We start from the raw sequence: 12,674 nt of genomic DNA, 5'->3' as shown, positions 1-12,674 counted from the left end.
AGACGTACCTCTTGAGGACATTTCAGGATGAGCGTATTTTTCCGCTCACTGTATCCAGAAAGAGTTTAAGTATGTCACCGAAAAAGATACCGCTCATTGCCGTTATTGGCTGCGATGGGTCGGGAAAGTCCACTGTCTGTGAACATTTAATTACTTATATTAATAAATATGGCCCTGCCGTCAGAGTTCATCTGGGAAAACAGGCGGGAAACGTTGAGCGGGCGGTTATTAAGCTACCGCTACTTGGACCAGCGTTGGATAATGCCATTAAACGAAATAAAGTGATTGCGGCTAAAAAACTTCCCGGCCCCATCCCTGCCCTGGTCGTAATGAGTTTTGTTCTTCGCCGCCTGTGGCGTTTCAGACATATGCTGGCCTGCCGCCGCCGTGGGCTGATTGTCTTAACCGACCGCTTTCCCCAGGTGCAAATGCCCGGGACGAACGATGGACCGGTTTTTCCTGCCCATGTCCCTGGCGGGCGTTTTGTCCTGTGGCTGGCCGAACGGGAGCGACGTGCATTTAGCTGGATGGCCAGGCAGAAGCCGGATCTGGTGATCCGCTTGAACGTCAGTCTTGACGTCGCCTGCAAACGCAAGCCCGACCATCATACCGAATCCCTGGCCAGAAAGATTGCCATGACGCCGCTGCTGACCTTTGAAGGGGCACATCTGGTGGATATCGATGCTGATCGCCCCCTCGATGAGGTGCTGAATGCCGCGATGACCGCTGTATCAACGCTGATGGTCTCACTGGGGTACCCTGCTGTAGAAGCAGAGACGTCTTACCTGCTCTCCTGATGCGCTTATCCCTGAGCACGCAGTGAAAATAACCTAGGAAACATCTTAATATTTCCAGATCTGTAGGTAATCTGTCGCAATAAAAATAAATAAATCTGAAGAAAAAAATAGGTCGAAAATATAATAAACCATTAAAAACAGCAACTTAAAATATAAAAGGCCGCTTTTAATCGTTTTAATCTATCAATCAAATTGATCTGCAACTCATGTGGCGTCAGCGTAATGAGGCAGGATGGTTTATAATTAGTCTGCACGTAAAAAGTTAATCTTTTGAAAAGCACTCTGGAGGTATTTTTGTCTATTTCTGATGAAGATGAAAAACAGCACGTTGTCATCGGTGAGGCTGCAATGAATCTTATCTTCAGCAGGGAAGAAGTCAGTCTTGGGTCTCTCATTAACCAGTTACAGAGTATGGCGCGCACGGAAGACGATGAGGATCGGCTGCTGAAGATTGATGAAGCGCGCACGTGGTTGCTTGAGTATAAAAAAGGGCGTACTACCGCCCCTGCGGGAAATCACTGGCTGGCCTCATCAGGCCATCAAAACGATCCGGTCAGCAAAGAGTCTGACATCACGATGAACGTTTACAGCGACACCGAAAAACCAAAACGCTGAAGCACCATCTGGGCGCAGCGGCCCCAGGCCGATGTCACAACATCGGCCTGACCCCTTTACTGTACGCCAGCCCTTCCCCTGCCCGCCTTAAATTTCAGAATTTTCCCTATTTTCCCCTCCATCGAGGGCGGTATGATCCTGCCTGTCTATCTCGTAACACGATGATCTTAAAGATTTAGCACTTTTTGCACAAATCTTAAGGGGTCAAAATTCACTATTCCTGTACAAATCACTCATAGATGTATAACTTTACTGCGGGAAATTTGACACAACAAACTTTACGACTGAGGGACATTCTTATGCGTCAGGACGGTTCCAACCCGAAGATTGAAAATGACATCAGCCGTTATTTTAGTGAGGCGGTAATGCCTTCTCAGCAGGAAACACTTGGCCAGATTGTGGTTGAGATCCTGCGTTCAGGCCGCAACCTTAACCGCAAATCTATCTGTTCAAAGCTGCTGACGCGCCTTGAGCTGGCATCGGGCCCTGAGCAGGAACGGCACTATCAAGAACTGATTGGCTTACTTTTTGGCCGCGGTGACTGAGTTTTTAAGCAACTTTTGCTGATTGAACACTTATAAGTGCGCATTACGTCACGACTCAGTCCGACAATCTGACCATCCTGCCCATCGGCACATGCTGTAACAGGGTATCGGGATGCAGGTTTCTGCGGGTATTTTAGCTCTGCCCGCATCACTGATTCAGAGAAGTTGGTATGTACAGAAACGAAGACGAAGAAGAATTACTCTCCGATATTATTTTAGGCGAAGCCGTTATGGTTCTGCTGAAAGCCGATGCGGCGATCAGCAGTTCAGCTCTCATCCGTCAGTTGCAAGCTATGGCCGCAGGAGAAAAAGAACTCACCCGGCAGCGCGCCTGCAGACGTGCCATTGCGGAGGTCAGGAGTTACCAGGCTCCTGAGCCGGATACGGATACCCGGGAGATCCGCGACAGGGATAACGTGACCCACCTGTTTACCAGCGAAGGTCCGGCAGACGGAACGAAAAAACACTGATGGATCTGGCTGGGTGTACTACGCTCATTCAGGGGTAAAGCGGTATCACGTTTGCCTTACAGTATCTGTTTCATCGATGGCGCCTGAAAGGCGTGCTTAAACCGCCAGCAGGCGCGTCCGGTGAAGAGCAGTTTTCACTTTAGCGTCAGCGTTTTCCGCCCTGCTTACTTCGTGGAAAACACCCTTAGCTGGCTCATAGAGCATTTTTTCCATTTTTTACAAGGTCATTATCCATGCAGCAGATGTCATCAGAATCCGAAATCCTGAGTTATTTTCAGGGTGGCGGTGAGAAGTTTTCACAAGAGGCTCAGGTTCTCGGTGCTGTGATAAAGGAACTGGCAACCGGTGGCAGACATGTCAACAATAAAGCCATTATCCTCAAGCTGATTGAGAAGCTGGAGACCACCTCGGACGTTGTGCAATTGGATGTTTATCGTCAGGTGCTGGAAGTGGTCGTTGGCATGACGCCAGACGATGCCTGACAGGATGGTCAGCCGCCGGCGAGACAAAACCGCATGATGAGGCACACCTGAGTTATCCGCAGGTGTGCCTTTCAATCTGGTGGAATATAACGAAAGTGTCAATGCGTTTGCTGAGTTGAAACAAAACTAAGATTTATCTCTCTGCTGTTGAGATGTTTTTTTCATTAGCAGAGGAGCCCACGCTTTTCCGCGCGATTAATGAAAGCTTTCCAGTAGATAACGGAAGGCCTGCTTATAAATATCCAGAAGCTGAGCATCTGCTGTTTTGCTGCTGTGAACCTGCAGCATAATGAGCACGCTCTTCTTATCCAGCGGTTGTTTTGCTGTAATCAACTCTGACACTGCCCGCCCAATAACTGCATAAATTTCTTTTGGATATTCCTGGTTATTATCGTGCACATGCACCCCTTGTCTGGCTGTATGTACTTTAATATTAACATTTCATGATGAATATTGCACATCCCCGACATCAAATCCCGCGCGAATAGCGAAGAACCCCAACAAAGCGAAGAATCAACACATTGATTTAGATCATTTTTTTATTCCACCCACTTACCCCTCCGACGCATGCGCTTAAGACCAAACAAATAAGTAAATAACATTATAAAAAAAAGGCAAGATCATTTTATTTTTTTAAGATTAATCTGCGAAAAAGTAGAAGCCTGGTTAAGAAACTGTAAATACGCAGCACCCTGAAATATATTACTGCCAATTTATAGCAGATTTGAAAATCCCAACTATAATTGGTGGGTGAGACGAAAAAGACACCAATAAGGAAATCCAAATGAAAGTCACACTGTTTAAGTCTACCTTTATCGCTGCGCTGTCACTGCTGATGCTCGCGGGCTGTGCGTCGAATCAGTCAATTCAAACTACCGATGGTAAGACTATCGTTACCGACGGTAAGCCACAGATTGATGATGAAACCGGACTGGTTTCATACAAAGATGCTCGCACGGGTCAAACAGAACAGATTAACCGTGAGCAGATTAAAAACATGAGTGAACTCGACAACTAATAAAAAGGAATCCCTATGAAAAAGATTATGGCTGTATCTCTGGCGGCACTGTTCTGCGTTACCGCCCTCTCCGGCTGCACCCGCAGCAGCTATGCTATCCATACTAATGATGGCCGTACCATCATCAGTGATGGCAAGCCGAAGGAAGATAACAAAACGGGTCTGATTGCTTACACCGATGCCAACGGCACTGAACAGCAGATCAGCAAGAGTGACGTTAAAGAGCTCAGCGAACTGCCAAAATAATGGCGTGAGCCCCTCCGGGGGCTCTTTTAGACTCCTCACCCCCCTACCTCTTAGCGCCCCCCTGTCGTGAGAAAACCAACCTCATTTTCCGCTAAAATATCCTGTTTAACCGGTTCACGCGTTATATTAGCGACAGTTTAAGCCGCTTCCCTCTCTTTCAGGAGTCTCCATGAGTGACCCGCAGCTGACGCCGCCGGTGCGAAAGCGCCCGATGAAACTCAGCACTTCCGTCAGCCTGATGGTCAGCGCCGTGATCGCTACGGTGTTGCTGATCGTGCATCTGTTCTATTTTTTCCAGATAAGCCACGTCACCCAGGAAAGCGTCAAAGATAAGGCCCTGGCGGTAGCACGCACCCTGGCCGACTCCCCTGAGATCCAGCAAGCACTGCAGTTACCCCCCACCCAGGGGATCATTCAGCCGATCGCCAGCGCCGTGCAGGAAAGCAATGACCTGCTGTTTGTGGTCATCACCAATATGGACGGTATCCGTTATTCTCATCCCGATGCCAGCCTGATCAACCAGCACTTTATCGGGGAAGATCTGCAGCCTGCTCTACGGGGTCAGGAGAATATGGCCATCAATCACGGCAAACTGGCTGAGGCGCTCCGGTTGTTTACCCCGGTTTACAACCCCCAGCAGCAACAAATTGGCGTGGTGGCGATCGGTATCTCGTTAAGCGAAGTCGCCAAACAGATTAACCAGAGCCGCTGGAACATTTTCTGGTCTGCACTGTTCGGTATTCTGGTTGGGGCAATTGGCACTTTCCTGCTGGTAAACGCCGCCAAACGCATCCTCTTCGGGCTTGAGCCCTATGAAATATCCACGCTGTTTGAGCAGCGCCAGGCGATGCTGCAATCAATGAAAGAAGGGGTGATCGCCGTGGACGATCACACGCAGGTCACGCTGATTAACCGTGCGGCGCGTCAGCTGCTGCGCGACGCCGGCATCCAGCAGGCGGTGAACGGTGATATCGGCGAGACGGTAGCAGCCTCCGGGCCGCTGATCTCGAATCTGCGCAACGTGCTGAGCAATGGCCTGCCCCGGCGGGATGAAGAGATCAACCTGAGAGGCCGCATCCTGCTGTGCAATACCATGCCCGTCCGCAGTAACGGCGTCATTATCGGTGCCATCTGCACCTTCAGGGATAAGACCGAAGTCAGTCAGCTGATGCAGCGCCTCGACGGGATGGTCAGCTATGTTGATGCCCTGCGTGAACGCTCTCACGAGTTTATGAATAAACTGCATGTGATCCTCGGCCTGCTGCACATGAAAAGTTACGGCAAAGTAGAGGATTATATTCTGAAAACCGCTAATAATTATCAGACTGAAATCGGTTCGCTGATGGGAAAAATCAAGTCGCCGGTGATTGCCGGTTTCCTGTTGAGTAAGATTAACCGTGCTTCCGACACCGGTAATCATCTGCTGATCAGCGATGACTGCATGCTGCCTGACAGCGGCAGTGAAACCCAGGTGGCCGTGCTGATCACGGTGCTGGGTAACCTGATTGAAAATGCCCTCGATGCGCTGGGACCCAGCGCTGAGGGCGAAGTCAGCGTGCTGCTACACTACCAGAATGGCTTCCTCGCCTGTGAGGTTAGCGATGACGGCCCCGGCATTGCTGCCGACCAGCTGGAGGCTATTTTTGAGAAGGGTTTCTCTTCGAAAGGCGAAGAACGCGGCGTTGGACTGTTTCTGGTAAAACAACAAACCGAGAGCCTTGGCGGGAAAATTATTGTAGAGTCCGAGCCTGGCGTTTATACGCAATTTTTTGTACAACTGCCCTGGGATGGAGAGAATAAAAACGCATGATCAATGTTTTAGTCGTCGATGATGATGCGATGGTCGCAGAACTGAACCGTTGCTATGTCGCTCAACTGCCGGGGTTTACCTGCTGTGGCGTGGCGTCCACCCTGCAACAGGCAAAAGAGTGGGTGCTGCACAGTGACGTCCCTATCGACCTGATTCTGCTGGATGTCTATATGCAGCAGGACAACGGATTGGATCTGCTGCCGGATCTGCGCGAGTCCGGACGCGCTGTCGATGTGATTGTCATCTCTTCTGCCGCCGATGCGGCGACAATCAAACAGTCCCTGCACTATGGTGTGGTGGATTATCTGATCAAACCCTTCCAGTTCTCCCGCTTCGAAGAGGCACTGACCGGATGGAAACAGAAAAAAACGCTGATGGACAACCACGCGTTTTATGAACAGGCAGACGTGGATCAGCTGCTGCACGGTAATCCGCCAGCGGCTGAAGATACCAAACGCCTGCCAAAGGGTCTGACCCCGCAGACGCTACGTACCCTGTGCCTGTGGATCGATGCGCATCCGAATGATGAATTTTCCACGGACGACCTCGCTGCTGCCGTGAATATTTCACGCGTTTCCTGCCGTAAATACCTCATCTGGCTGGCGCACAGCAATATTCTGTTTACCAGTATTCACTACGGTGCCACCGGCCGCCCGGTCTACCGCTACCGTCTGCAGCCGGAGCATACTGCCCTGCTTAAACAGTATTGCCAGTAAGGCGATAGCTGTCGTCCAGCAGCGTAAAGCGGTAAGTGCGCTGTGAGGAGCAGATCACCTGACGATCCCGGGTAACAAAAATGGCCTCGATGTCTGGCGTATTGCGCAGGACAGCGAGGCTTTTTTCTACCCCCATGCCGTACAACAGCGTCGTCCAGATGTCTCCGTCAATCGAGTCAGCAGAGACGATCGTTACACTGAGCAGTTCATTGTCCAGCGGGACGCCGGTGTGCGGGTCAAGGATATGGTGGTAGCGCCGTCCCTCAAGCTCGAAGTAGCGTTCGTAAACACCGGAGGTCACTACGGACTGATGCGATACCGCGATCACACCGATCAGCGCCTCAGGTTCAGCAAACGGCTGTTTCAGGCCGATGCTCCAGCCCTGCTCACCCGGATGCCCCAGCGTCTGGACGTTCCCCCCCAGGTTGATCAGCGCACAGTCAACGTTCTGCTGGTGCAGATAGTCGCGCACCACGTCAGCAATATAACCTTTGGCGATCGCTCCCAGGTCAATCTCCATACCTGCCTGCTGCAGAAAAACTGAGTGTTCGGCATCATCCAGTACCACCTGATGCGGGTCGGTGAGCGCCAGTAACGTCTTCAGTTCGCTTTCAGGCGGCACCGTATGCCCCTGAAAGCCTATTTTCCAGCGTTTGACCAGCGGGCCGATGGCAAAGTTAAAGCTGCTACCGGGTAGCCTGCTGACCTCACTGGCCCGCCTGATAAGCTGATAGACCGGCGGGCTGACGACCACAGGATGTCGCCCTGCCGCATGGTTAATCGCCATGACTTCAGAGTGAGCGCGGTTAACGGTGAATAGATTTTCCTGCTGCTTAATAAGACGAAACACTCGCCCGGCGAGTGCTTCATCGTGGTCAAACAGCTTAAGGAGGATGGGTGAGCCCATCAGGACGGCGGAATAGGCGTACACGCCAGTTTCAGCGGGCAGGGTCATTCTCAGGCTCCTCAATGCGGGACGACCGGGACAGCAGGTTGCGTCCCCTGTGGATGAAGGCGATGGCGGGGCTGACTTTTTTCCGGTCAGCCCGTTCATGCCTCGCGGCCGTTAGCGCCGGGCGTAAGCCGCAGCGTTACGGCCAGCCAGGGTACCGAAGATGATGATATCGGCTACGGCGTTTCCACCGATGCGGTTAGCACCGTGAATGCCACCGGCCACTTCCCCTGCCGCCCAGGCACCAGGAATCACCTGTTTCTGCGCATCCAGCACCGATGTATCGGTGTTAATGGTCACGCCGCCCATGGTGTGGTGAACGCCCGGGGCGATGCGGATGGCGTAGTACGGTCCCTTATTCAGCGGATGACGCAGGGCGGTGGTACGGCCAAAGTCTTCATCCTTCTGCTGTGCCACAAAGCCGTTGTAGCGGCCCAGCGTGGTCTGCAGCGTTTCCTGATCCATATTCAGCTTCACTGCCAGCTCATGCGGCATTGGCGCACTGATCACAAAGCCTTTGGCAATATACTCATCGGCCGCTTTGTTATTGCTGCGAACCTGATCGTCGAAGATAATCCAGGCGCTCTTCTCTGGCAGGGCAATAATCTCAGCGGACACTTTGTCGCGGGTTTCCATTTCGTTGTAGAAACGGTGGCCTGCCTGGCTGACCAGGATGGCACCGCCGCCGCGAATCGATTCGGAAATCAGGTACGAGGTGGTCTGCTCCACTGTCGGGTGAATCTGAATTTCGCCCATATCAACGGTATCCGCACCGATGTTCTGCAGCATAGCAATCCCGCTGCCGGTGGCACCTTTGTGGTTGGTGGTCACAAAGCCGTCCAGCTCAGGGCGGTATTTCACCACCATTTCGCGGTTGGCGCTGAAGCCCCCGGTGGCGACGATCACGCTTTTCGCATTGAGGATGCGGGTGTCATTATACTCATCCACCACTCTCACGCCGCTGACCGCCCCATTCTCCATCAAAATTTCAGCAACAGAGGTTTCCAGCAGCACTTCAATATTGCGCTGGTTGATGTTCTTCACCAGTCCGCTGATCAGGAAGCCGCCGACGGCTGAACGGTCTGCAGGGCGGTGTGTACGGTCAATGCTCATGCCGCCGGTGATGGTGATATCGTTGAGCTCGATACCGTTGCCCGCCAGCCACTCAATGGCCTCCGGCGCGAGGTTAACGAACTCACGCAGCAGCTCGGGATTGTTTTTAAACTTGCCGCCTTTCAGCGTCTCGTCATAGAACAGCTCTTTGCTGTCTTCAATGCCTTTCAGTTTCTGGAAGCGGGTTTCTGCGGCATTCATGCCGACGGAAGCCTTAATGGTATTCCCGCCGATGGTCGGCATCTTCTCGATGATCACCACATGCGCACCGGCATCACTCGCCTCGATCGCTGCGGCCAGACCGCCACCGCCGCTGCCGACCACGACCACGTCGTAATTTTGGGGTGCCTGCGGATTACCGCCCTCTTCGATTACGTGCTCCTTGCTGGAGGTCGTCATCGCGCGGGAAACGGCTTTTTTCAGCGCCTCACTCTGCGTGGTCGCGCCGGTTACTGCATCCACATGCGGACTGTTAGCCACCAGCATGCGGGTACGCAGGCTTTCAAAGGTAGTGGTGAAGTCAACATCAAGGCTGTCGTCAGGGATCAGCGAGATGTCGGTAATACGGTCGGTATCCAGTGTGACGTTGATTTTCAGCTTCAGCGCTTCGGCTTCCACTTTTTCCTGATACACGCCGGCTTTGTATTTGCGACCGCTGGTGCTGACATCGCGGATCATGGCGTCAACCAGTGAGAAACGCCACAGCGGTTCAGGAATATTCAGTGCTTCGCGCTGGGTGCTGTCGATAAACAGCTCCAGATGATCGTTTTTAATGATGCGGTCTGCCCAGTCCGGGTAGGCGATACAGGCTTTACCCACGGCCACCAGGTCGAAACCGTACTCCAGCGCCATCTCGGCATCAGCTTTGTTAACCACCCCGCCCACGCCAATCACCGGCACTCTGGCCAGAGTCTCTGAACGTGCTGCCAGGTATTTGGTGATCAGCGGGGTTGGATCTTCACGATCGACAATGGAGGAACGCAGCAGCTGTCCCACGGAGAAATGCACGTAATCCAGGCCGCGTGCGGCCAGCTTTTCCAGCAGGTACAGCGTGTCGTCAAAGCGGATGCCCGGCACTTCAATCTCTTCCGGGGAGAAGCGGTAGCCGATAATAAAGGAGGAATCGGCAAAGCGTTCCACCATCTTATGGGTGATCTCCAGCACTTCCAGCGGGAAGCGGGCGCGGTTGTCACGGCTGCCGCCCCATTTATCGTCGCGCTGGTTAGAGTTCGGGGAGTAGAACTGCTGGATCAGGTAGGTGTTAGCACCGTGGATCTCTACGCCATCGAAGCCGGCTTTAATCGCCCGGTTTACGGCGTCACCAAACTTGGTGATCATCACGTCTACTTCTTCTGCCGTCAGCGCCTGCGGCGTGGTCGCCCCTTCACGCGGGGCGGCGATGGCACTCGGTGCGACCGGGATGCGACCGCCAATCAGCTCCGGTTCGACCATACGGCCACCGTGGTAGATCTGCAGGATGGCCTTAGAGCCTTCGGTTTTGATAGCGTGAGCAATTTTTGCCAGGCCCGGGATCTTGTTATCGCTATCAATGGCGATGGCGCCAGGGAAGGCCGGCCCCTTCGGATCTATAAAGCAGCACTCGACAATCACCGTGCCAATGCTGCCCGCACGGTCACGGTAATATTCGACAAGCTCACTGGTGACGGTGCCGTCATAAAAGCCGGTACAGGTAGTCATCGGTGCCATCAGCAGGCGGTTTTTCAACACCGCACCGTTAGGCAATGTCAGCGGGTTGAGAATAGGGGTTAACGTATTCATAAGGTGGACTCCAAATTAAAAGTTCTGAATTCTTTCGCGGACAGCTGTTTATTATTTATATGAATGGTCCGATGTCATGGTGCTAATATAGCAATTTCTTTAGCTATATAATCGATAACTTTAATTATTTAACTTTTAAATAAACGATTGATTTTTATTATCCTAAAATGATATAAATACTTTTATTAATTGTTAACCAATGAGAACAAAAAATCAACTTATGGTTTACATTAAAATAAAAATGATTAAAATCAATGGATTGAAAAATTTACCTGGGTTTTTCTGGAAATGAAATCTACCGTATCAGGGGTAATAATGTGCTCAAATGAAAACTACTCATAATAATTCAGTCCCATTTGTTAAAAATAAAAGGGTCCTTTGATTTTTCTTGATCTAGATCAAAGTCTATATTTAAGGAAGTCGCATTATATTTATATCAAGCCCATAAATAATGACGTTCTTCACCAGGAACAGGGCAAAAAAGATTCAAGTATCAGGGTAAAAAAAACGGAAAAAATAGAAAAGAAAGTAAAAAAAACCGCTATACCTTACCGGATACTTAACGCATTCTTATTAACTTGCAGACAAAAACTATGAAACAGACATCGATAGTAAGTGATACCGCAAAGGCTCCTCCGGCCCCTGCGGCGCAAAAAAAACGCCTGCTTATGTTGTTCCTGCCCGTTCTGGTCGCGGTACTGCTGCTGCTGGTACCGGTCCCGCACGGCCTGGAACCGCATGCCTGGCACTTCTTTGCCATTTTCGTTGGGGTGATTGTCGGTTTGATCTTTGAACCACTGCCCGGTGCGGTTATCGGCCTCACCGGCGTGGTAGTGATTGCCCTGTTCAGTCAGTGGCTACTGTTCAGCCCGGCTGAGCTGGCGGATCCTAAATTCAAAACCGCCGCTCAGGCCTTTAAATGGGCGGTGAGCGGATTCGGGAACTCCACCGTCTGGCTGATCTTCGGTGCCTTTATGTTTGCGGCGGGATACGACAAAACGCAGTTTGGCCGTCGCCTGGCGCTGATTCTGGTGAAATATCTGGGTCGCCGCAGCCTGACGCTGGGTTACGCTATTACCTTCGCTGACTTGCTGCTGGCACCGTTCACCCCGTCCAACACCGCGCGCAGCGGAGGCACTATCTATCCGATTATTGCCAACCTGCCGCCCCTGTACGGTTCCAAACCCAATGACCCCAGCGCCCGTAAGATTGGTTCTTACCTGATGTGGGTGGCCATCACCGCCGCCTGTATCACCAGCTCCATGTTCCTTTCGGCGCTGGCACCGAACCTGCTGGCCCTGGCCCTGGTGAAAAGTGTCGTAGGCTTCGATATCTCCTGGGGTATGTGGTTCCTCGCCTTCCTGCCGCTGGGTCTGTTACTGCTGCTGACCATGCCGCTGCTGGCTTACTGGCTCTACCCGCCGGAAGTCAAATTTAACGATGAAGTCCCGCGCTGGGCCATCAGTGAACTGGAAAAACTGGGTAAACTGTCGCGTAACGAAATCCTGCTGCTGGTGTTCGTGGTCTCTGCCCTGCTGATGTGGATCTTCGCTACCGCATGGATTGAACCGGCGATGGCCGCACTGCTGGTAGTGGTACTGATGCTGTGGACCGGCGTCCTCAACTGGAACGACATTACCAGTAACAAACCGGCCTGGAACACCTTTGCCTGGTTTGCCACCCTGGTCGCGCTGGCGGACGGTCTGGCTCGCGTCGGCTTTATCGCCTGGCTGGGCAAAGAAGGTGGCATGCTGCTGCAGGGTTATGACCCTCAGGTTTCAGCGGTAGTGCTGATGATTGCCTTCTTCCTGTTGCACTACCTGTTCGCCAGTACCACTGCGCATACTACCGCGCTGTTACCGGCCATGCTGACTATCGCGGCATCGATTCCGGGCATTAATATGCCGGTATTCTGCCTGATGATGTGTACCTCACTGGGTGTGATGGGCATCATCACCCCTTACGGCACCGGCCCAAGCCCGATTTACTACGGTAGCGGCTACCTGCCAACCAAAGACTACTGGCGTCTGGGCACCATCTTCGGTGCTATCTTCCTCTGCGCACTGATGCTGATTGGCTATCCGTGGATGGTGATGATGTTCTGATGCGGACTTAACGGTTAATTTCGCAC

The 12,674-nt window shown here is 52.1% G+C and carries 13 protein-coding genes; 10 read left to right on the top strand and 3 right to left on the bottom strand.

Going from position 1 to position 12,674, the window contains the following annotated elements:
• Positions 1–71 precede the first annotated feature (71 nt).
• From ACZ3HG_RS01355 to ACZ3HG_RS01335, 5 genes are all read left to right on the top strand, one after another.
• A complete protein-coding gene (locus ACZ3HG_RS01355; protein ID WP_191934865.1) occupies positions 72–797 on the top strand; it encodes a dTMP kinase in 726 nt (241 codons plus the stop codon).
• Between the two features lie 294 nt (positions 798–1,091).
• Positions 1,092–1,412, top strand: a complete 321-nt coding sequence (locus ACZ3HG_RS01350; protein WP_191934866.1) for a hypothetical protein — start codon at positions 1,092–1,094, stop codon at positions 1,410–1,412.
• Positions 1,413–1,711: 299 nt separating this feature from the next.
• A complete protein-coding gene (gene ycgZ, locus ACZ3HG_RS01345; protein ID WP_191934867.1) occupies positions 1,712–1,957 on the top strand; it encodes a regulatory protein YcgZ in 246 nt (81 codons plus the stop codon).
• Positions 1,958–2,127: 170 nt separating this feature from the next.
• Positions 2,128–2,427: a hypothetical protein gene (locus ACZ3HG_RS01340; RefSeq protein ID WP_191934868.1), complete on the top strand. Its 300-nt coding sequence runs from the start codon at positions 2,128–2,130 to the stop codon at positions 2,425–2,427.
• Positions 2,428–2,660: 233 nt separating this feature from the next.
• On the top strand, positions 2,661–2,909 hold the full coding sequence (locus ACZ3HG_RS01335) for a biofilm/acid-resistance regulator YmgB/AriR (protein WP_191934869.1): 249 nt from the start codon (positions 2,661–2,663) through the stop codon (positions 2,907–2,909).
• 195 nt (positions 2,910–3,104) lie between these two features.
• On the opposite strand, the gene ACZ3HG_RS01330 is transcribed toward ACZ3HG_RS01335, so the two are convergent.
• Entirely contained in the window at positions 3,105–3,308 is a 204-nt protein-coding gene (locus ACZ3HG_RS01330; RefSeq protein ID WP_191934870.1) for a hypothetical protein, read from the bottom strand.
• Between the two features lie 385 nt (positions 3,309–3,693).
• On the opposite strand from ACZ3HG_RS01330, the gene ACZ3HG_RS01325 reads away from it, so the two are divergent.
• The 4 genes from ACZ3HG_RS01325 (at position 3,694) to dcuR (ending at position 6,699) form a co-directional block, all read left to right on the top strand.
• Entirely contained in the window at positions 3,694–3,927 is a 234-nt protein-coding gene (locus tag ACZ3HG_RS01325) for a YgdI/YgdR family lipoprotein (RefSeq protein WP_191934871.1), read from the top strand.
• Between the two features lie 15 nt (positions 3,928–3,942).
• Positions 3,943–4,173, top strand: a complete 231-nt coding sequence (locus ACZ3HG_RS01320; RefSeq protein ID WP_191934872.1) for a YgdI/YgdR family lipoprotein — start codon at positions 3,943–3,945, stop codon at positions 4,171–4,173.
• 169 nt (positions 4,174–4,342) lie between these two features.
• The gene (locus ACZ3HG_RS01315; RefSeq protein ID WP_465331512.1) at positions 4,343–5,983 is read left to right on the top strand and encodes a sensor histidine kinase; all 1,641 of its coding nucleotides are present in this window, start codon (positions 4,343–4,345) and stop codon (positions 5,981–5,983) included.
• Complete coding sequence (gene dcuR, locus ACZ3HG_RS01310) at positions 5,980–6,699, top strand: two-component system response regulator DcuR (RefSeq protein WP_191934874.1); 720 nt, start codon at positions 5,980–5,982, stop codon at positions 6,697–6,699. The genes ACZ3HG_RS01315 and dcuR overlap by 4 nt, the downstream gene beginning before the upstream one ends.
• Here dcuR and ACZ3HG_RS01305 read toward each other — a convergent pair.
• Positions 6,680–7,648 (bottom strand): FAD:protein FMN transferase, encoded by a 969-nt coding sequence (locus tag ACZ3HG_RS01305; RefSeq protein ID WP_191934950.1) that lies wholly within the window; start codon positions 7,646–7,648, stop codon positions 6,680–6,682. The two genes, dcuR and ACZ3HG_RS01305, sit on opposite strands and share 20 nt — an antisense overlap.
• Before the next feature lie 117 nt (positions 7,649–7,765).
• Positions 7,766–10,543, bottom strand: coding sequence for a flavocytochrome c (locus ACZ3HG_RS01300; RefSeq protein WP_465331510.1), 2,778 nt, complete (start codon positions 10,541–10,543; stop codon positions 7,766–7,768).
• Positions 10,544–11,136: 593 nt separating this feature from the next.
• Between ACZ3HG_RS01300 and ACZ3HG_RS01295 the strand changes: the two genes are divergently transcribed.
• Entirely contained in the window at positions 11,137–12,648 is a 1,512-nt protein-coding gene (locus tag ACZ3HG_RS01295) for a DASS family sodium-coupled anion symporter (protein ID WP_191934876.1), read from the top strand.
• Positions 12,649–12,674: the final 26 nt, after the last annotated feature.

The organism is Erwinia sp. PME.40.26/001, from assembly GCF_055556675.1.
This window is presented reverse-complemented; position numbering and strand designations above follow the sequence as displayed.

Excerpts from the sequence above, each read along its gene's own strand:
- ACZ3HG_RS01325 (WP_191934871.1), top strand. The coding sequence starts at position 3,694 with ATGAAAGTCACACTGTTTAAGTCTACCTTTATCGCTGCGCTGTCACTG.
- ACZ3HG_RS01335 (WP_191934869.1), top strand. The coding sequence starts at position 2,661 with ATGCAGCAGATGTCATCAGAATCCGAAATCCTGAGTTATTTTCAGGGT.
- ycgZ (WP_191934867.1), top strand. The coding sequence starts at position 1,712 with ATGCGTCAGGACGGTTCCAACCCGAAGATTGAAAATGACATCAGCCGT.
- dcuR (WP_191934874.1), top strand. The coding sequence starts at position 5,980 with ATGATCAATGTTTTAGTCGTCGATGATGATGCGATGGTCGCAGAACTG.
- ACZ3HG_RS01320 (WP_191934872.1), top strand. The coding sequence starts at position 3,943 with ATGAAAAAGATTATGGCTGTATCTCTGGCGGCACTGTTCTGCGTTACC.
- ACZ3HG_RS01295 (WP_191934876.1), top strand. The coding sequence starts at position 11,137 with ATGAAACAGACATCGATAGTAAGTGATACCGCAAAGGCTCCTCCGGCC.
- ACZ3HG_RS01355 (WP_191934865.1), top strand. The coding sequence starts at position 72 with ATGTCACCGAAAAAGATACCGCTCATTGCCGTTATTGGCTGCGATGGG.
- ACZ3HG_RS01300 (WP_465331510.1), bottom strand. The coding sequence starts at position 10,543 with ATGAATACGTTAACCCCTATTCTCAACCCGCTGACATTGCCTAACGGT.
- ACZ3HG_RS01315 (WP_465331512.1), top strand. The coding sequence starts at position 4,343 with ATGAGTGACCCGCAGCTGACGCCGCCGGTGCGAAAGCGCCCGATGAAA.
- ACZ3HG_RS01340 (WP_191934868.1), top strand. The coding sequence starts at position 2,128 with ATGTACAGAAACGAAGACGAAGAAGAATTACTCTCCGATATTATTTTA.